The following is a 19396-nucleotide window of genomic DNA, read 5'->3' on the forward strand; positions in this document are numbered from 1 at the left end:
TCAGCCGTGCTCCTTCTCGAATTCGGCCAGATAGGTCACCAGGGCCTGGACGGCCTCCAGGGTGACGGCATTGTAGATGGAGGCACGCATGCCACCCACCGAACGGTGTCCCTGAAGATACAGCAGTCCGCGCTCGTCGGCGCCCTTGAGGAAGGCCTTGTCCAGGCGTTCGTCGGCCAGGCGGAAGGGCACGTTCATCCAGGAGCGGTCGTTCTTGGCGATGGGGTTGCTGTAGAAGTCGCTGGCATCGATGAAGCCGTACAGCAGGTCCTTCTTCTGGCGATTCAGGCGCTCCATGGCGGGCAGTCCGCCCTGTTCCTTGAGCCACTTGAACACCAAGCCAGACAGGTACCAGGAGAAGGTCGCCGGGGTGTTGTACATGGAGCCGTTGTCGGCTTCGACCTTGTAGTCCAAGAGCGTCGGACAGGCGGCGCGGGCGCGACCCAGCAGGTCCTCGCGGACGATCACCACCACCAGGCCGCTGGGGCCGATGTTCTTCTGGGCACCGGCGTAGATCAGGCCGAAGCGCGAGACGTCCAGCGGGCGCGACAGGATATCGGAAGAGGCATCCGCCACCAGGGGCACGTCACCGACCTCGGGAATCCAGTCGAACTCCAGGCCGCCGATGGTCTCGTTGGGCGTGTAGTGGACGTAGGCGGCGTCCTTGGACAGCTGCCATTCGTTCTGCCCGGGAATGGCGAAGTAGTCGTAGTGCTTGGCGCTGGCGGCGACGTTGACGGCGCCATAGTGCTGCGCCTGCTCGATGGCCTTGCGCGACCAGATGCCGGTGTCGATGTAGTCGGCCTTGCCGCCCTCTGGCATCAGGTTCATCGCCAACTGGGCGAACTGCAGGCTGGCGCCGCCCTGGAGGAACAGCACCTTGTAGTCGCTGGGGATGACCAGCAACTCGCGCAGGTCGACTTCGGCCTGGCTCGAGATGGCGGTGAAGTCCTCACCGCGGTGGCTCATCTCCATCACCGACAGGCCACGCCCCTGCCAATCCAGCAGATCGGCCTGAGCCTGGCGCAGCACCGCTTCGGGCAGGGCCGCCGGACCGGCGCAGAAGTTGTAGGCACGCTTGCTCATCGCTCGTCATCCTCGTCGGGAAGGTCATCGCTCGGCACGTCGCTGGCGCCGGGCAGGACATCGTCCTGGTCCGGCTCGTGGCTGTCGACGGGCAATTCCTTGTCCAGCACCTCGCCGTCCAGTTCGGCTTCGTGGTCCAGCAGCTCCTCGTCCACCGAAGGCTCCTGCACCCGCTCCAGGCCGACCAGTTTCTCACCGTTGCCGAGCTTGATCAGGGTCACGCCCTGGGTGTTGCGCCCGGTGCGGGAGATGCCTTCGACCGGCGTCCGCACCAGGGTGCCCTGGTCGGAGATGAGCATGATCTCCTCGCCCTCGAGCACCTGGATGGCGCCGATCAGCGGGCCGTTACGCTCGTTGATGACCATGGCGATCACGCCCTGGCCTCCGCGGCCACGCTGCGGGTATTCGGCCATGGCGGTGCGCTTGCCGAAACCGTTGAGGCTGGCGGTGAGGATCTCGGCGCCCGGCTCGGGGATCAGCATGGAGATCAGCCGCTGGCCTTCGGCCAGGCGCATGCCGCGCACGCCGCGGGCGGTACGGCCCATGGTGCGCACATGGCGCTCCTTGAAGCGGATGACCTTGCCACCGTCGGAAAACAGCATGACTTCGCGGGCGCCATCGGTGATGGCAGCGGCGATCAGGCTGTCGCCCTCTTCCAGCTTCAGCGCGATCAGGCCGTTGCTGCGCGGGCGGCTGAACTGCACCAGCGGGGTCTTCTTCACGGTGCCGTTGCGGGTCGCCATGAAGATATAGGCCCCGGTGGGCTCGTCCTGGCCCGCCTCGAGGAGCTCGCCCTCTTCGCCTTCGACCTCGGCCTCGACGTCGTCTTCCACCAGCACGGCGTCTTCGATGTCCAGGTTGTCGTCCTGCTCGCCCAGGTCCTCGTCACCCGCGGGCGCCTGCTGGCGCACGGCCTCAAGGTCCACCGGCAGCATGGCGGTGATGCGCTCGCCTTCGGCCAGCGGCAGCAGGTTGACCAGCGGACGGCCGCGGGCAACACGGGAGGCCTCGGGGATCTCGTAGGTACGCTTCCAGTAGACCTTGCCCAGGCTGGAGAACAACAGCAGGGTGGTGTGGCTGTTGGCGACCAGCAGGTGTTCGATGTAGTCCTCGTCCTTGACCGCCGAGGCCGAGCGGCCGCGACCGCCGCGGCGCTGGGCCTGGTAGGCGTGCAGCGGCTGGGACTTGGCGTAGCCGCCATGGGAGATGGTGACGACGCGGTCTTCCTCGGTGATGAGGTCGGCGATGGTCAGGTCCACGTGGGAGGCGACGATCTCGGTACGACGCTTGTCGCCGAACTCGGCCTTGACCTTCTCCAGCTCCTCACGGATGACTTCCATCAGCCGCTCGGGGTTGGTGAGGATGCGGATCAGCTCGCCGATCTGCTGCAGGATCTCCTGGTACTCGGCGATGAGCTTCTCGTGCTCCAGGCCGGTCAGGCGATGCAGGCGCAGGTCGAGGATGGCCTGGGCCTGTTCGGGCGAGAGGTGATACTTGCCCTCGTGCAGGCCGTACTGCTCCGGCAGCTCGTCCGGGCGGCAGGAATCGGCCCCGGCGCGCTCGACCATCTCGCGGACCGCACTGGACTCCCAGGGCGTGGCGATCAGGCGTTCCTTGGCTTCGGCCGGCGTGGGCGAGGTCTTGATCAGCTCGATGACCGGATCGATGTTGGACAGGGCGACCGCCTGGCCTTCGAGGATGTGGCCACGCTCGCGCGCCTTGCGCAATTCGTAGACGGTCCGCCGGGTCACCACTTCGCGACGGTGGCGAATGAAGGCTTCCAGCAGTTCCTTGAGGTTCAGGGTGCGCGGCTGGCCGTCGAGCAGGGCCACCACGTTGATGCCGAACACCGTCTGCAGCTGGGTCTGGGCGTAGAGGTTGTTGAGCACCACCTCGGGGGTCTCGCCGCGACGCAACTCGATGACCACGCGCATACCGTCCTTGTCGGACTCGTCGCGCAGCTCGGTGATGCCTTCGATCTTCTTCTCTTTCACCAGCTCGGCGATCTTTTCGATCAGCCGCGCCTTGTTGAGCTGGTAGGGCAGCTCGGTGATGACGATCTGCTGGCGATTGGCGCTCTTGTCGATGTCCTCGACCTCGGCGCGGGCCCGCACATAGATGCGGCCACGGCCGGTACGGTAGGCCTCGATGATGCCGGCGCGACCGTTGATGATGCCCGCGGTGGGGAAGTCCGGACCGGGGATGTACTGCATCAGGTCGTCGACGGTCAGCTCGCTGTTCTCGATCAGCGCCAGGCAGCCGTCGATCACCTCGCCTAGGTTGTGCGGCGGGATGTTGGTGGCCATGCCGACCGCGATGCCGCTGGAACCGTTGACCAGCAGGTTGGGGATGCGCGTGGGCATCACCGCCGGGATCTGCTCGGTGCCGTCGTAGTTGGGCACCCAGTCGACGGTTTCCTTGTCCAGGTCGGCCAGCAGCTCGTGGGCGAGCTTGGACATCCGCACTTCGGTGTAACGCATGGCCGCGGCGTTGTCGCCGTCCACCGAACCGAAGTTGCCCTGGCCATCCACCAGCATGTAGCGCAGCGAGAAGGGCTGCGCCATCCGCACGATGGTGTCGTAGACGGCGGTGTCGCCGTGGGGGTGGTATTTACCGATCACGTCACCCACCACACGGGCGGATTTCTTGTACGGCTTGTTCCAGTCGTTGCCCAGCTCGCTCATGGCGTAGAGCACACGCCGGTGCACCGGCTTGAGGCCGTCGCGCACATCCGGCAGGGCCCGGCCGACGATGACGCTCATCGCGTAGTCGAGGTACGACTGTCGCAATTCGTCTTCGATATTGACCGGGAGGATTTCTTTGGCCAGTTCACCCATGAGAAGCCTGGTTCCTTCTGATCTGAAAAGCGCTAGAGCTCGTCCGCACATCGGCCGAGCCTGATATAGGAGAGGCGAAAGCCCGTCTGGCGGCACCTGCCACCGGCGGCGCAAAGGGCGCTCCGACCGGTTTCCAGCACTGCATCACCGCCTGCCGAGGGCTTTCGAACGAAGCCTGTGCAAAGAGCGAAATTCTAACACATTCAGGGATGTATCCGCCCCTGGCGATCATCTCAATGCAGGCGTCGGCGATTCATCAGCTCGGCCATCTTCTTGGCATCCGGCCGCTCCACCACGCCGCGCTCGGTGACGATGGCGTCGATGAGATCGGCCGGGGTGACGTCGAACACCGGATTGAAGGCCTCCACGCCGGCGGCGATGCGTTGCCCACCCACTTCCAGCAGCTCATGACCGGCGCGCTCCTCGATGGGGATGTCGTCACCGGACGCGAGTTTCATATCGATGGTGGAACTGGGCGCCACCACCATGAAGCGCACCCCGTGGTGCATGGCGATGACCGCCAGGTTGTAGGTGCCGATCTTGTTGGCCACGTCGCCGTTGGCAGTGATGCGATCGGCACCGACGATCACCCAGGCGACGTTGCGCGTCTTCATCAGGTGCGCCGCGGCGGCGTCGGCGTTGAGGCTGACCGGGATGCCCTCCCCGGCCAACTCCCAGGCGGTCAGACGCGAGCCCTGCAGCCAGGGGCGGGTCTCGTCGGCGTGGACGCATTCCACCAGGCCATCCAGGTGCGCCGCGCGCAGCACGCCCAGGGCGGTGCCGAAGCCGCCGGTGGCGAGGGCGCCGGTGTTGCAGTGGGTAAGGAAGGTCTGCTTGCTGGTGTCATGCTTGCGGATCAGTTCCACCCCCAACTGGGCCATGGTCAGGTTGGCTTCGCGATCGCTCAGGTGGATGGCCACGGCTTCCGCCTCGAGTGCCGCCAAGGCCCCTGCGCCGGACGCCCGCGCCAGTCGCTCACGCATGCGGTTGAGCGCCCAGAACAGATTGACGGCGGTGGGACGCGAAGCCGCCAGCAATTCGAAGTCGGCGCTCAAGGTCTCTTCCCAGTCTTCACCGGCCGCCGCACGTTGCCGCGCGCCCAGCACCACGCCATAGGCGGCGCTGATGCCGATGGCGGGCGCGCCTCGTACCAGCATGTCGCGGATGGCCTGGGCCACCTCGGCGGCGCCATGACAGGCGACCCAGTGTTCGCGCAGCGGCAACAGGCGCTGGTCGAGCAGGTGCAGGGCACCGTCCCGCCAGTCGATCGCCTTGACCTTTTCCGCCGCCAGCAGACGCTCTCGCATGATCTCTCCTCGACCTGAATCTGTAGCCCGCCAGTATACCGGCATCGGCGCGCGGATTTAGCGGTAGCGCCGCAAGGACCGCTATACTGCCGGTTCGCCCCTCACGGAACCGCCGCAGATGCCCACCCCCGCGCCCCTGGACCTGTTGTTGCTCCCCAGCTGGATAGTGCCGGTAGAACCCGCGGGAGTGGTCCTGCGCGACTATGCCCTGGGCGTGCGCGATGGCTGCATCGCCCTGCTCGCCCCGCGTGCCGACGCCTTGCGTCATCCAGCCAAGGAAACCCGGGAGCTGCCCGGCAAGGTGCTGATCCCCGGACTGATCAACGCCCACGGCCATGCCGCCATGACGCTCTTCCGCGGCCTGGCCGACGACCTGCCGCTGCAGACCTGGCTGCAGGACCACATCTGGCCCGCCGAGGGTCGCTGGGTCGACGAGGACTTCGTCCGCGACGGTACCACCCTGGCCATCGCCGAGCAGATCCGCGGCGGCATCACCTGCTTCTCGGACATGTACTTCTATCCCCAGGTGGCCTGCGAGGCGATCCATCGCACCGGGGTGCGCGCCCAGGTCTGCCTGCCGATCCTCGACTTCCCGATTCCCGGCGCCCGTACCGCCGACGACATGATCCGTCGCGGCCTGGAGCTGTTCGACGACATGAAGCTGCACGAGCGCATCAGCGTGGCCTTCGGTCCCCATGCGCCCTACACCGTGGGCGATGCCAAGCTCGAGGAGATCCTGGTGCTGGCCGAGCAGTTGCAGGCGCCGATCCAGATGCACGTCCACGAGACCGCCTTCGAAGTGGAGCAGGCGCTGCAGCAGACCGGCGAGCGGCCGCTCAGCCGGCTACGACGCCTGGGCCTGCTCGGCCCGCGTTTCCAGGCCGTGCACATGACCCAGGTGGACGACGAGGATCTGGAAAATCTCGTCGAGACCAACAGCCACGTCATCCACAGCCCGGAATCCAATCTCAAGCTGGCCAGCGGCTTCTGCCCGGTGGAGCGCCTCCGGCAGGCCGGCGTCAACGTCGCCATCGGTACCGACGGCGCCGCCAGCAATAACGACCTCGACCTGCTCGGCGAGACTCGCACCGCCGCTCTGCTGGCCAAGGCGGTCGCCGGCTCGGCCACCGCCCTGGACGCCCATGGCGCCCTGCGCATGGCCACCCTCAATGGCGCCCGCGCCCTGGGCCTGGAGCGCTGCCTGGGGTCGCTGGAAGTGGGCAAGGCGGCCGACCTGACCGCCGTCGACCTCAGCGGTCTCGCCCAGCAACCGCTCTACGACCCCGTCTCGCAACTCATCTACGCCACTGGCCGGGACCGCGTCAGCGACGTCTGGGTCGGTGGCGTACCGCTGCTGCGCCAGGGCGAACTCGTCCGCCTGGACGAGGCCGAACTCATAGCCAATGCGCAGCAGTGGGCCACCCGTATCCAGCAGGGCGCCTGACGCGCCCCGCTCCCCTTGCCTCTGGAGAATCCCATGTCCAACGTCGATAACGCCGAGATCGCCAAGTTCGAGGCCCTCGCCTACCGCTGGTGGGACCGCGAGAGCGAATTCAAGCCGCTACACGACATCAACCCGCTGCGCGTCAACTGGATCGACCAGCACGCGGGCCTCGCCGGCAAGAAGGTGCTGGACGTCGGCTGCGGTGGCGGCATCCTCAGCGAGGCCATGGCCCAGCGCGGCGCCCAGGTGACCGGCATCGACATGGCCGAGGCCCCCCTCGCCGTGGCTCGCCTGCACCAGCTGGAGTCCGGCGTGCCGGTGGAGTACATCCAGGAAACCACCGAGGACCACGCGCGCAAGCACGCCGGCACCTATGACGTGGTGACCTGCCTGGAGATGCTCGAACACGTGCCGGACCCCGCCTCGGTGATCCAGGCCTGCCACGACCTGGTCAAGCCGGGCGGCCAGGTGTTCTTCTCCACCATCAATCGCAATCCCAAGGCCTACCTGTTCGCCATCGTCGGCGCCGAATACGTGCTGCGCCTGCTGCCACGCGGCACCCACGACTTCCGCAAGTTCATCCGCCCCTCGGAACTGGGCGCCTGGGCGCGCGCCGCCGGCCTCAATGTGCGCGACATCATCGGCCTCACCTACAACCCGCTGACCAAGAGATACAAGCTGGAAGGCGACGTGACGGTGAACTACATGGTGCGCACCCAGCGCGAGGATTGATCCATGCGTCTGCAAGCGGTCCTCTTCGACATGGACGGCACCCTGCTGGACACGGCGCCGGATTTCATCGCCATCCTCCAGGCCATGCGCCAGGACCAGGGTCTCCCACCTGCCGATGAAGCCCGCCTGCGCGGCGTCATCTCCGGCGGCGCCAAGGCCATGATCCTGGCTGGCTTCGAGGTTGATCCCCTGGGTGCCGAGCTAGAACCTCTGCGCCTGGAATTCCTCGAGCGCTACCAGGAGCACTGCGCGGTCCATACCCGGCTATTCGAGGGCATGGACGAGATCCTGCGCGATCTGGAGTCCGCCCGGCTGCGCTGGGGCGTGGTGACCAACAAGCCGGTGCGCTTCGCCGAGCCGATCATGCAGCGCCTGGGCCTGGCCGAGCGCTCGGCCTGCCTGGTCTGCCCGGATCACGTCACCCGCAGCAAGCCGGACCCGGAGATGGTGCTGCTGGCTTGCCAGCAACTGGAGGTCGCCCCCCAGGCCGCCCTCTTCATCGGCGACGACCTGCGCGACATCGAGTCCGGTCGCGCGGCGGGCAGCAAGACGGTCGCGGCGCGCTACGGCTACATCCACCCCGATGACCGTCCGGAGCATTGGGGCGCCGATGCCATCATCGACCACCCGCTGGACTTGCGCCCCCTGCTCGATCGCGCCCTGTGCGGTTGCTAGGAAATTCCATGTTCGACTACCACGCCCCAGCCGACCTGCTCCGAGATCGCATCATCCTGATCACCGGGGCCAACCGCGGCATAGGGGCGGCCCTGGCCAAGGGCTGTGCCACGCTCGGTGCACGAGTCATCCTCCAGGGGCGCGATGCCGCGGCCCTGGATCGGGTGCGCGATGACATCCTCGCCAGCGGTGGCCCGGCCGCCGCAACGCTGGTGCTGGACCTCGAGCAAGCCGAGGCGACCACCTACGCCACGGTAGCCCAGCGGCTGCAAGCGGAATTCGGTCGGCTCGACGGCCTGGTGCACAATGCCGGTCTGCTCGGCCCGCGCGTGCCGCTGGAAAGTACGTCCCCAGCGGCGCTGGCGCAGGTCATGCAGGTCAATGTGCACGCCGGTTTCGCCCTCACCCAGGCGCTGCTGCCATTGCTCAGGGCGTCAGCCGACGCCTCGGTGATCTTCACGTCGAGCAGTGTCGGGCGCAAGGGGCGGGCCGGCTGGGGCGCCTATTCGGTATCCAAGTTCGCCACCGAATGCCTGATGCAGGTCTGGGCCGAGGAGCTGGCGGACGCCGGCATTCGGGTCAACAGCGTCAACCCGGGCGGTACCCGTACCGCCATGCGGGCAGCGGCCTATCCCGCGGAGGATCCTGCCCGAGTGCCCGCGCCAGAGGCCATCTTGCCGGTCTATCTCTACTTGCTCGGTTCCGCGAGTCGCGGCACCACCGGGCAGGCACTCAACGCCCAGTGATGCCGCCCTGCTAGACGCGGAAGCGACGGACCAGCTTGGTGAGCTCGTCGCCCAAATCGGCCAGTTCGCGACTGGCCAAGGCGGTCGCCGCCATCACCTCGCTGGTTTGATCGGCACCGTCGCGAATCCGCGTCACGTTGACCGCGACCTCTTCCGCCACCGCGCTCTGCTGTACGGCCGCGGCGGCAATCTGCTGATTCTTCTGCTGGATGCTGGCCACCGCCGTGGCGATCTCGTCGAACGCCTGCCGGGTATCGGTTGCATTGGTTACGGTACCGGACAGTAGCTGCTCGCTCTGCTGCATCCGATCGACTGCCTCGTTGCTGCCCCGCTGCAGCACGGAGATGAGCTGTTCGATCTCGATGCTGGATTGCTGCGTCCGCTTCGCCAGGGCGCGCACCTCGTCGGCGACCACGGCGAACCCACGCCCCTGGTCACCGGCACGGGCGGCTTCGATGGCGGCGTTCAGCGCCAGTAGGTTGGTCTGTTCGGCCACGGCCTTGATCACGTCGAGCACGGCGCTGATCGCCTGGCTGTCACGGGAGACAGCCTGCAGGCTTTCAGCAGCCGCGCGCACGTCCACCCCCAGCGTCTCGATGCCAGCCAGACTCCTGCCCACCACGGCCTGGCCATCGTTCACCCGACGCTCGGCCTGGTCCACGGCGCCCGCGGCGCCTTCGGCATCCTCGGCGACGCTATGGGCGGTCGCGGCCAGTTGCGCCATGGCGGCGGCCACCTGGTCGGTTTCCTCGCGCTGACGCGTCATGCCCAGCTGGGCCTCGCGCGCCTGCTCGGCCAGCGCCTCGGCGGCCTGGCCGAGACGAGCGATGCCGCTCTGCAACTGCAGGACCATGCCGCGCAAGGCGGCTACCATGCTGGCGCTGGAGCGCTGCAATTGGCCGATCTCGTCGCCGCGATCCACCTTCAGGTCGACATCCAGCTCGCCCTCGGCGATCCGCTCGGCGGCGGCAATCACCTTGCGCAGTGGCCGCACGATGGCCAGCGTGATGAAAACCGCCGCGAGCGTCCCGACGACCAGCGCCAGCAGTGCGATACCGGCGATGGCCAGCATGCGCTTGGCCATCATCGCCTGCAGTTCGGCTTCCTGCTGCCCATAGAGGGCATCGACGCGCTGCACGGCGGTGTCGGCCAGGGTGGTGATGCCCGCGCCGGCAGTTTGCTCCTTGGCCAGTACAGCGGCGTAGTCGCCCAGGCGAGCGGTGAATTCCTTGATGTTGGTGGAGACGTCCTGGATGACCGAGGAATAGGCCGGATCGGTCAGTTGGGGCTCCACCTTGGCCAGTTGCGCCAGGGCAGCCGCGGCCGAGGGCAGCGGCGAGTCGTCCACGGCGGACTTGCTCGCCCGGGCCTGGGCCTCGTCCAGGCTCTTGAGCATCAACCGATAGAGTTCGCCCACCTGCTGGGAGAGTGCGAGCAACTCGGCGCCCTGCTTGCCCTGGGAGTCGCGCAGGGCGTAGGTGCCGTCATCCAGCAGGCCGGACTGCAGGATGTCCAGGCTGTTGGCCGCGCCCTCGACGAGGAAGGTCGCCCCCTCCATGGCCAGGCGCCGCGAGGTGTTGAGTCTTTCGAATTCGGTGAAGGCCGCGCCGTAGGCCTTGATGGTCTCCATGGCGGCGTTGACGCCTGCCGCGTCGGCGCCGCTCACCTCGCCGGAGAGCTTGGCGAGCCCTTCGAGGACGCCGGGCAGGGCCTTTTGCAAATGCTCTGAAAGCGCCTTGTCGCCGGTGAGGCGAAAGCCCTGCTCCAGCGCCCGGACCTGCATCATCTGGCGATTGATCGCCGCCATGTCCTTGAGAGAGCCGAAGCGGTGCTCGACATCCTTGAGGGCGAGACCGCCCTGGATGGCGACCACCAGGGTCAGCAGCAGGACCAGTCCGAAGCCGACCGCCAGTTTCGTCGCGGTGAGCCAGTTGGCCAGCCGATACCTCGCCATCCCGTCCATAAGGCCCCCTCCAAAAGAATCAGTTCTACACTGACTTTCGCCAGGGGAGACTGATTCTTGAGGCGCTGGCAGACCAAAACGCCGCTATCCGTCGCGAGCGGTTAAGTACGAGTCGCTTTCGATGCTGGCACTAGGCTATCTGTCTGACTTTTATCGCCCGGCGCGGGACTCCCGAATGTAGAAACGCGCCTTTTCCGCATTCTTCACGCAGCCATCGTAGGCCTCGACCTGCTGCTGCGTCTTGGCCGTGGACAGCAGCGCGAGCGCCTTGGAATAGCTCACCGTGCCGGAAAACCCCTCGGCCTTGGCCAGGTCCAGTTCCTGCCAGGCGGAACGGGTCTGGCTGGCACAGCTGTCACGATTGACCACCTTGCCCGAACAGCCGGCGAGCACGGCGAGTGCCAGGGCGGCAGACACCACGGGGACCAGTTTCGACTTCATCTTCTTCTCCTTGCGAGCTGAGGCGACTAGCCGAAAGCGCCGGATAGTCGCTGCGTAGACCGCTTTCGCGCGGCGCTGTTCAGCCGGCGCGGCGCAGATAGTCGACCACCGCGGCCTGATCGCCACTGAACACCACGCGGGAGGCCTTGCTCTCGCGCTGGTAGGCGTACATGGGGTCGTAGTATTCCGCCAGCAGGCCCTCGATCCAGCCGCGATGCGCGGCCACGTCGCCCGAGCGTTCCTGCTCGACCAGGGCCGCCTCCAGGATGGCCGCCAGTCGCTGGAAGCGTTCGCCACCCAGCCGCTTGGCGATGCCGGAGAGACTCTTGCGCAACTGCTCGGCGAACAGTGCGAAGCCCTGCTCCGGTCCGTGCAGGGCAATGAACTCCGCCGCCAGGTCGACGACGTAGTCGCGCAGGATGCGTTCGACGCGATTCTCCCGACTGTCTTCCAGCCAGACCAGCGGGAACTGCTGCATGCCCTGATGCAGTTCCAGCGGCAGCGAGCAGCGGCCGACCAGGCGCGATTCGTCCTCCAAGACGAACGACGTCTGTCCGGCATGGCGGCGCCGCAGCAGGTCGATGGCCAGGCGATTCTCGAAATCGATCTGCCCCGGCTGCGGCGTGGCGCGCTTGCCGAAACTGGAGCCGCGGTGATTGGCGTGGCCTTCGAGATCGACGGCATTGGCGAGCTGGGCGACTACCTCGGTCTTGCCGGTGCCGGTCATGCCGCCCACCACGACGAAGCGACACTCGGCGAGCGCCTGTTGCAGCGTCTCGATCAGGAAGGTCCGCATAGCCTTGTAGCCACCCACCACCCGTGGATAGGCGATGCCGCCCTCGCTGCGCAGCCACTGCTGGCTGATCTGCGAGCGCAGGCCGCCACGGAAGCAATACAGATAACCCTCCGGATGGGCCTGGGCGAAGGCGGCCCAGGCCTGGATACGCTGCTCTTTCACCGCGCCGGACACCAGTTGATGACCCAGCTCCAGCGCTGCCTGCTGGCCCTGCTGCTTGTAGCGGGTGCCGACGCGCTGGCGCTCCAGGTCGTTCATCAATGGCAGGTTGGTGGCCATGGGAAAGGCGCCCTTGGCGAACTCCACCGGGGCGCGCACATCGATCAGCGGCACCTCGCTCAGGAACAGCGCCCGCAGGTCACGGGCATCCTCACGCTGGGTCATCAGGCCACCTCGACCGCATGGGCGCGCCGGGCCACCAGCCGGCCGATGGGCCGTAGGGCCAGGCCCTGCTCGGCAGCCACCGCCTGGAACTCCGCCTCACCCTCGGGCGCGACGGCCACCAGCAGGCCGCCGCTGGTCTGGGGATCGCACAGCAGCTGGCGACGGCGCTCGTCGAGCGGGGCGATGCGGGCGCCGTAGCTGTCGAAGTTGCGCTCCGTCCCGCCGGGGACGCAGCCCTGGTCGAGATAGAAGTCCACCCCCGGCAACTGGGGGATGGCGGCGCAGTCGAGCTCCGCGGTCAGGCCGCTGCCATCGGCCATTTCCACCAGGTGGCCGAGCAGGCCGAAGCCGGTGACGTCGGTCATCGCCGTGACCCCCGCCAGGCGCCCGAAGCGGCTGCCGGGACGGTTGAGCTGGCACATGGTGTCACGCGCCAGGTGCTGGTCGGCCGGCCGCAGCAGGGCCCGCTTCTCGGCGGTGGTGAGGATGCCGATGCCCAGCGGCTTGGTCAGGTAGAGACGGCTGCCCAGGGTCGCGGTGTCGTTGCGCTTGAGATGGCGCTTTTCGACGATACCGGTGACCGCCAGGCCGAAGATCGGCTCGGGGGCATCGATGGAATGTCCGCCCGCCAGTGGGATGCCCGCGTCGTCGCACACCCGGCGCCCGCCGGCGATGACCTCACGGGCCACCTCGGGCGGCAGCAGGTTGACCGGCCAGCCGAGGATGGCGATGGCCAGCAGGGGATCGCCGCCCATGGCATAGATGTCGCTGATCGCATTGGTGGCGGCGATGCGGCCGAAGTCGAAGGGATCGTCGACGATGGGCATGAAGAAATCGGTGGTGGACACCACGCCCCGCTCCTCGTCCAGGCCGTACACCGCGGCATCGTCGCGCGAGGCGTTGCCGACCCAGAGGCGCGGGTCCAGGTGCTGGGCACCGCTCCCCGCCAGGATGGTCTCCAGGGTCTTGGGAGCGATCTTGCAACCACAACCGGCGCCGTGGCTGTATTGGGTAAGGCGAATGGGATGGGACATGGGTACTCCGGATCAGCGTGGCACTCGGTCGACGAGCAGCGCGAAGGGTCGTCATAGTAGCAAAAGCCCGCCCAGCGGCGGCGAGGGCCACGCCTAGCAGATCGCCGGACAAAGCAAAAGGCCTGTTTTTCGGCGGTAATCCACAGTTGCTGTGGATAACCTCGTGGAAAACCTCCGACCGACCCCGGACAAGCGAGCGGGGATGCGGCGATGAACGATCTGGCGATTTTTTAGCCGCCCCTCCGACTATTTTTTTTCCGTGCAGGGTGGCGGTCGAAGGCGCCGTGCGTTATGGCCAGACTGAGCTAGCATTGGCGGTTTCCGTCATCGCAACCTTCCGCATGTCCTCTTCCAACCTTTCCTGCCGTTCGCCGTGGCAACGCGGTCTGCTGCTCGCCAGCCTCATGCTCATCGCCCTCAACCTGCGCCCGGCGCTGTCGAGCCTGGCGCCCCTGTTGCGCCAGATCGAAAGCAGCACCGGTCTCTCCAGCAGCGCCATCGGGTTGCTCACCACCCTGCCCGTCCTCTGCCTGGGCCTGTTCGCGCCCCTGGCGCCGCGCCTGGCCCGCCGCTGGGGCAGCGAACGCGCCCTCGGCGCCATCCTGGCGCTGCTGGCAGGCGGTATCGTCCTGCGCAGCCTGCTGCCGCCCACGGGCCTGTTCCTCGGCAGCCTGATCGCCGGGGCCTGCATCGGCATCCTCGGCGTCCTCCTGCCGGCCCTGGTCAAGCGCGACTTCCCCGCCCAGGCCGGCCAGCTCATGGGCCTCTACACCATGATGCTGTGCATCGGCGCCGCCCTGGCCGCCGGTGCCACCGCCCCGCTGGCCGAGGCCTTCGACGGGCGCTGGCAACCCGCCCTGGCGACCTGGGCGACGGTCGCCCTGGTCGCCCTGCTGGTGTGGCTGCCGCAACTGCGCCAGCCGCCGACAGCGACGTCGCATCGGGGTAACGGGGTCTCCCTGTGGCGCAACCGCCTGGCCTGGCAGATCACCCTCTACATGGGGCTGCAGTCGTCGCTGGCCTACATCGTGTTCGGCTGGCTGCCCACCCTGCTGATGGATCGTGGCCTCGGCACCGTGCAAGCCGGCGTGATGCTGTCGGGCTCGATACTGACCCAACTGGTCAGCGCCTTGACCGCACCCTGGCTCGCGACCCGTGGACGAGACCAACGCCTGGCCATAGTCCTGGTCATGGCCGCTACCCTCGCGGGTCTGCTGGGTTGCCTCTATGCGCCCTTGAACACGCTATGGCTCTGGGCCGTGGTGCTGGGACTGGGCCAGGGCGGCACCTTCAGCCTGGCCCTTGCCCTGCTGGTGCTGCGCTCCCGTGATGCCGAGACCGCCGGACGGCTTTCCGGCATGGCTCAGGGCGCGGGTTACAGCCTGGCGTCCCTCGGTCCACTGCTGGTCGGCATCCTCCACGACGCCACCCAGAGCTGGGCGCCCATGGGCATGCTCTTCACCCTGATCGCCGTGCTGGCTACGCTGTGCGGCCTGGGCGCCGGGCGCACCCGCTACGTCAACGACGTCTAGTGTGGTGTTTCAGACGTTCGCGCAAGAATTGGCGAGTGATTTTTTGGCGGTTCGGCGTTCCGACTGGGCTAGGCGCCGCGACGAGTCATAGCGGGGCGATGGCGATGAGTGGCAACGCCGCCCACGCTCAAAAAGCGCCGTCAACATCGTGTAGATAACGTCTGAAACACCACACTAGGACCGCCGATAGAGACCGGCCGGCCGGCTCGCATCGCTCTGCAGCCGCGCAGCGCGAATGCCCGCCTGGCGCAGGGCATCCTGCCAGGCCTCGGCCTGGGCACCGCCCAGGATCACGGCCACGTCGCCATTGAGTGCCAGGGCCGCGGCCAGCCGCGCCACCCAGGCCTGCTCCGGCGCGGTGGCCAGTATCGGCAGCAGCAGTTGACCGTCACGCTGCAACTCCTTGAGCAGGGTACTGGCGCTGGGCAGCAGCGCGGGTAACGGCTGCGCGGACTGCAGGCGCTCGGCATGCAGGTAGCCGCGTCTATTGCCGCGGGTGATGCCATAGAGCGTCAGCACCGTCTGAGGTTCGGCCAACTGCAGCACCAGCAGCCCTTGCTGATCATCGGGGCCATAGAGCATGGCCTCACCAAGGATGCTGTTGGCGATGACGTTGCTGGCACCGCAGTCGCGCCCTTCGCACCAATAGAGCAGCGTCGCGCCGTGCTGCTGGAGGCGTTGGCGCTCGGTATCGAGGCGCGCCAGCGGCGGGTGACCGCTGGCCAGCTCGAACGTCTGGGCCTGCAGTTCGCCCTCGACCTGCAGCGAATCCTCCAGCCGCAGCCGGCCGCCGATGCGGCTGGCCGGCCCCAGCGGATAGAGGCGCTCCGTCACGGCCGGTCCGCTCTCGCGGACGAGCTGCGCGTGGTCGAAAGGTTCGAGTTCGGCCATCACGGCAGCCTGTACCCCGCCCAGGGACGACAACAGGCCCACCAGCAGCACACGGCGGATAAGGATGAGAGATGGATCACAATGACGGCTAGGCATGCCGCATTATTCAGGCAGCCCGCCCGTGGCGGCAAAGAAGGCATTGAAACAATCTGCGACGGCCGCGGCACCCTCCTCATCGTCGAGGTGCAGATGATGGCCACCTGGCAGCTCGCACAGCGCAAAGGAAGGCTGCTCTCGGGCCAGCGCCATGGCTTCGGCATGGGGTGCGAGCAGACCGTCAGCGGCGATCACCAGCGCTGTCGGGCAACGCACGGCACGCACGCAGGCGCGGGCCTGTTCCGGGGTGAATCTCAGCCGGCTGGGCAGGCGTAGCGAGGGATCGGAGCGCCAGGTATAGCCGCCCGGCACCGCCATCAGGCCACGCTCGGCGAGCAGCTCCGCGGCTTCCCGACTCACGGTCAGGGCGCCCTTCAGGCGCGCCGCCACGGCATCTTCCACCTGGGCATAGACCGGCTTGCGGCGGTTGGGCAGCTCCCGCTCCGCCAGCAGCGCCTTGCCTAGCTTCTCGGGCACCTCGTCCGCCGGCGTGGTGTAGGGCAACAGGCCATCGATCAAGGCCAGCCGCTCGATCCGCTCCGGCACGGCGGCCGCAGTGATCATGCCGACGATGGCGCCCATGGAATGGCCGAGCAGCCCGAAGCGCGTCCAACCCAGTTGGTCGGCCGCGGCCAGCACGTCCAGCCCATAGTCCTGGATGGCGTAGCCGACGCCAGCCGGGCGATGGGCCGACAGTCCGTGCCCGGGCAGGTCCAGCGCGACGATGCGCAGCCCTGTCAGCCGTGGGGCGAGACGGGCGAAGGTCATGGCATTGTCCAGCCAGCCATGCAGCGCCAGTACCGGATAGCCATCCTCGGGGCCACTTACCCGCGCGCTCAGCTCCACATGGGGCAACTCCAGCCGCAACTCCTGGACATGAGCCGTCATGAACGGTGTCCCGGACAGCCGGCCATGCTCAGGAGGCGTCCCGCTGCAGGGGCACCACGGCGACGGTCAGGCGGGACACGCAGGTCAGGCGCCCCCCCTCGTCACTCAGACGGATGTCCCAAACATGACTGCTGCGTCCCAGGTGCAGGGGGCGAGCGACCGCGGTCACCCGGCCGGAGCGTACGCCACGCAGGTGATTGGCATTGATCTCCTGGCCCACGCAATAGAAGCGCGAGCGATCGACACAGAGCATGCTGGCCACCGATCCGACGGTCTCGGCCAGGGCCACCGAGGCACCGCCATGCAGCAGCCCCATGGGCTGGTGGGTGCGCCGATCCACCACCATGCTGGCGGTGAGGCTGTCGTCGTCCCAGGCCTCGATGCGCATGTCCAGGTGCTGGCCGAGGGTATCGTCGAGCAGCCGGGTCAAGGCCTCGGGGTCCGGAGGGGTGTGCCAGATCGTCATGTCGCTTCCTCGAAGGTCGTCAGGCGTCGAAACGGCTGACCAGATCGAAGCCGCCCGCCAGTGGGAGCGGCGCTTCCAGACAGAGCAGGCAGGCGGTACCCATGGGCACCGGCGCCTGCCGGTGTCCATGCAGCAACCAACCGGCCAGCTCGCCGACGAAGGGATTGTGGGTTACAAGCAGCAGGCGTTCCACGCCCAGGCGCTCCAGCTCCTGCAACGCCCGCTCGGGCTGGCCTTCCGGGGTCGCCCAGGGGGCGCTGAGCAGCTCGCCGGTCCAGGCCAACTGCCGCTGTACCAGCGCCGCCGTCTGCCGTGCCCGCACATAGGGGCTGGCGAGGATCAGCTGCAGATCGGCATCCTGCAACTGGCCGGCGCTACGCAGGACAGCCCGCTGCCCTGCCGTGGTCAGCTCGCGCAGCTCGTCGCTCGCCGCCCGCGTCCCGGCCTCGCCATGCCTGAGCAGCCAGAGCTTCATGGCGCAGTAGCGGAGCGGTCTTCGGGCCGATCCTCGGCCGGCCATTCGGCGAAGGGCCAGGGTTTTGACTCGCTGGCGAAGGTGCCGAAACGCACGATCTGCCCCAGATAGGTCGCCAGCGCGGCGCCGAAACCGGTCAGGCCCGGATGGGGTTCACCCTTGATCAGGCGCACCACCAACTGCACCAGCACCACCACCGCCAGCAGGTACTGGGCACCCAGCCAGACGAACAGGAACAACAGCATCCAGATCAGGCGCAGGCCAAGCAGCTCGCGGGAATGCAGGGGGTCAGACATGGGAATTCCTCTTTTCGAACAGTGTAGCGGCTCAGAGCCTGTTCAGGATCTCGCGCGCTAGAGCCAAACAAGGCATTTTCAACGCAGTTTGGCCGACGCGCAGCAGATCATGAACAGGCTCTCAGCCGAAAGTGGCGTCCGCGACATCGACATCCGTCTTGGGCTCGCCGCCCATCAGGGCCTCGATTACCTGCCCCAGGCTGCGGCCCTGGAACAGGATGGCATAGAGGCCATTGACCAGGGGCATGTAGACGCCCAGCTCGTCCGCCTTTTCCTTGAGCACCCGCAGGGTATTGACGCCCTCGGCGGTCTCGCCGATCTGGGCCACCGCTTCGTCCAGGCTCAGCCCACGACCCAGGGCATGGCCCACCCGGTAGTTGCGACTCTTCTCCGACGAGCAGGTCACGATCAGGTCCCCTACCCCGGCCAGGCCCAGGTAGGTGATGGGGTTGGCACCACGCTGCACGGCGAAGCGGGTCATCTCCGCCAGGGCACGGGTGATCAGCATGCTGCGGGTGTTCTCGCCCATTTCCAGCGCCGCGGCCATGCCGGCGATGATGGCGTAGACGTTCTTCAGGGCGCCGGCCAGCTCCACGCCCAGGCGATCGGCACTGGCATAGACGCGGAAGGTGCGGCCATGCAGCGCGGCCTGCACCCGGCGGCAGACGGCTTCGTCCTCGCTCGCCACCACGGTGGCGGTGAGCTGGTGCTCGGCGATCTCGCGGGCGAGATTGGGGCCGGAAATGATGCCGATGCGTGCCCGCGGCACGATCTCCGCGAGGATCTCGCTCATCAGCATGAAGGAATGTGCCTCGATGCCCTTGGTGGTACTGACCAGGAAGCGGCCCTCCAGCTGCGTCGCGATGGGCGCCAGGGCATGGCGTAGTGCGCTCGACGGCAGCGCCACCAGCACCAGTTCGCAGTCCGCGATGGCGCCCTGCAGGTCGCTGGTCGCCTCGACCGCGGCGTGCACCTTGATACCCTTCAGATAGCGGGGATTCTCGCGCTCGCGACGGATGGTCTCGGCCTGTTGCGGATCACGCATCCACAGGCGCACCGGCAGCCCGTTCTCGGCGACCAGATTGGCCAGGGCGGTACCGAAACTGCCGCCACCCAGGACGGCGATGGGGGATTGGACTGTCATCGAAACTCTCGTCTTCACCGCGATCGCGCGGCCTCGTCGCCAGTATACGGTAGCCGCTCGCGCGGATCAGAGCCTGTTCATGATCTGCTGCGCGTCGGCCAAACGGCGTTGAAAAGGCCTTCGGAATGCTCATTTACCACTCGTAAACTCCGCTTCCTCAGGC

The 19396-nt window shown here is 67.3% G+C and carries 18 protein-coding genes and 1 pseudogene; 5 read left to right on the top strand and 14 right to left on the bottom strand.

From position 1 onward, the window contains the following. The 3 genes from serC to mtnA form a co-directional block, all read right to left on the bottom strand. On the bottom strand, positions 1 to 1086 hold the full coding sequence (serC, locus tag RND78_RS10275; RefSeq protein ID WP_312728404.1) for a 3-phosphoserine/phosphohydroxythreonine transaminase: 1086 nt from the start codon (positions 1084 to 1086) through the stop codon (positions 1 to 3). Next, positions 1083 to 3923 carry a DNA gyrase subunit A gene (gyrA, locus tag RND78_RS10280; RefSeq protein ID WP_312728406.1) on the bottom strand — a complete coding sequence of 947 codons (2841 nt, stop codon included), beginning with the start codon at positions 3921 to 3923 and terminating at the stop codon, positions 1083 to 1085. Before gyrA ends, serC begins: the two co-directional genes overlap by 4 nt. Positions 3924 to 4156: 233 nt before the next feature. Then, entirely contained in the window at positions 4157 to 5230 is a 1074-nt protein-coding gene (gene mtnA / locus RND78_RS10285; RefSeq protein WP_312728408.1) for an S-methyl-5-thioribose-1-phosphate isomerase, read from the bottom strand. A 118-nt stretch (positions 5231 to 5348) separates the two neighbouring features. Here mtnA and RND78_RS10290 point away from each other — a divergent pair, with 118 nt between their 5' ends. Genes RND78_RS10290 through RND78_RS10305 form a run of 4 tightly spaced genes read left to right on the top strand, consistent with a single transcriptional unit; the run spans position 5349 to position 8827 of the window. After that, positions 5349 to 6674, top strand: a complete 1326-nt coding sequence (locus RND78_RS10290) for a TRZ/ATZ family hydrolase (protein ID WP_312728411.1) — start codon at positions 5349 to 5351, stop codon at positions 6672 to 6674. Positions 6675 to 6707: 33 nt separating this feature from the next. Continuing rightward, complete coding sequence (ubiG, locus tag RND78_RS10295) at positions 6708 to 7406, top strand: bifunctional 2-polyprenyl-6-hydroxyphenol methylase/3-demethylubiquinol 3-O-methyltransferase UbiG (RefSeq protein WP_312728414.1); 699 nt, start codon at positions 6708 to 6710, stop codon at positions 7404 to 7406. 3 nt (positions 7407 to 7409) lie between these two features. Further along, positions 7410 to 8081 (top strand): N-acetylmuramic acid 6-phosphate phosphatase MupP, encoded by a 672-nt coding sequence (gene mupP / locus RND78_RS10300; protein ID WP_312728416.1) that lies wholly within the window; start codon positions 7410 to 7412, stop codon positions 8079 to 8081. Between the two features lie 8 nt (positions 8082 to 8089). Then, positions 8090 to 8827, top strand: a complete 738-nt coding sequence (locus RND78_RS10305) for a YciK family oxidoreductase (protein WP_312728418.1) — start codon at positions 8090 to 8092, stop codon at positions 8825 to 8827. Between the two features lie 10 nt (positions 8828 to 8837). On the opposite strand, the gene RND78_RS28260 is transcribed toward RND78_RS10305, so the two are convergent. The 5 genes and pseudogenes from RND78_RS28260 to selD form a co-directional block, all read right to left on the bottom strand. Next, positions 8838 to 9701, bottom strand: a complete 864-nt coding sequence (locus RND78_RS28260; protein ID WP_409457040.1) for a methyl-accepting chemotaxis protein — start codon at positions 9699 to 9701, stop codon at positions 8838 to 8840. A 21-nt stretch (positions 9702 to 9722) separates the two neighbouring features. Further along, positions 9723 to 10790: pseudogene (locus RND78_RS28265) on the bottom strand (HAMP domain-containing protein); the annotation flags it as partial. Between the two features lie 150 nt (positions 10791 to 10940). Then, positions 10941 to 11231, bottom strand: a complete 291-nt coding sequence (locus RND78_RS10315) for a hypothetical protein (RefSeq protein ID WP_059226769.1) — start codon at positions 11229 to 11231, stop codon at positions 10941 to 10943. Positions 11232 to 11310: 79 nt separating this feature from the next. Then, a complete protein-coding gene (mnmH, locus tag RND78_RS10320; protein ID WP_312728423.1) occupies positions 11311 to 12411 on the bottom strand; it encodes a tRNA 2-selenouridine(34) synthase MnmH in 1101 nt (366 codons plus the stop codon). Further along, positions 12411 to 13445, bottom strand: coding sequence for a selenide, water dikinase SelD (gene selD / locus RND78_RS10325; protein WP_312728426.1), 1035 nt, complete (start codon positions 13443 to 13445; stop codon positions 12411 to 12413). Before selD ends, mnmH begins: the two co-directional genes overlap by 1 nt. A gap of 341 nt (positions 13446 to 13786) precedes the next feature. On the opposite strand from selD, the gene RND78_RS10330 reads away from it, so the two are divergent. After that, positions 13787 to 14977: a CynX/NimT family MFS transporter gene (locus RND78_RS10330; RefSeq protein WP_312728428.1), complete on the top strand. Its 1191-nt coding sequence runs from the start codon at positions 13787 to 13789 to the stop codon at positions 14975 to 14977. A gap of 174 nt (positions 14978 to 15151) precedes the next feature. Here RND78_RS10330 and RND78_RS10335 read toward each other — a convergent pair whose 3' ends face one another. The 6 genes from RND78_RS10335 to RND78_RS10360 form a co-directional block, all read right to left on the bottom strand. Then, positions 15152 to 15964 (bottom strand): DUF4892 domain-containing protein, encoded by an 813-nt coding sequence (locus RND78_RS10335; protein WP_312728431.1) that lies wholly within the window; start codon positions 15962 to 15964, stop codon positions 15152 to 15154. Positions 15965 to 15970: 6 nt separating this feature from the next. Continuing rightward, positions 15971 to 16852: an alpha/beta fold hydrolase gene (locus tag RND78_RS10340; RefSeq protein WP_312728434.1), complete on the bottom strand. Its 882-nt coding sequence runs from the start codon at positions 16850 to 16852 to the stop codon at positions 15971 to 15973. A 28-nt stretch (positions 16853 to 16880) separates the two neighbouring features. Continuing rightward, a complete protein-coding gene (locus RND78_RS10345; protein WP_312728436.1) occupies positions 16881 to 17318 on the bottom strand; it encodes a hotdog fold thioesterase in 438 nt (145 codons plus the stop codon). 19 nt (positions 17319 to 17337) lie between these two features. Next, positions 17338 to 17793: a phosphohistidine phosphatase SixA gene (gene sixA / locus RND78_RS10350; protein ID WP_312728438.1), complete on the bottom strand. Its 456-nt coding sequence runs from the start codon at positions 17791 to 17793 to the stop codon at positions 17338 to 17340. Beyond that, on the bottom strand, positions 17790 to 18089 hold the full coding sequence (locus tag RND78_RS10355) for a DUF4389 domain-containing protein (RefSeq protein ID WP_312728444.1): 300 nt from the start codon (positions 18087 to 18089) through the stop codon (positions 17790 to 17792). The genes sixA and RND78_RS10355 overlap by 4 nt, the downstream gene beginning before the upstream one ends. 121 nt (positions 18090 to 18210) lie before the next feature. Beyond that, positions 18211 to 19233: an NAD(P)H-dependent glycerol-3-phosphate dehydrogenase gene (locus RND78_RS10360; RefSeq protein ID WP_312728446.1), complete on the bottom strand. Its 1023-nt coding sequence runs from the start codon at positions 19231 to 19233 to the stop codon at positions 18211 to 18213. Between the last annotated feature and the right edge of the window lie 163 nt (positions 19234 to 19396).

It is taken from the genome of Pseudomonas oryzihabitans (genome assembly GCF_032027545.1).
In the GTDB taxonomy this organism is placed as follows: Bacteria; Pseudomonadota; Gammaproteobacteria; order Pseudomonadales; family Pseudomonadaceae; genus Chryseomonas; species Chryseomonas oryzihabitans_F.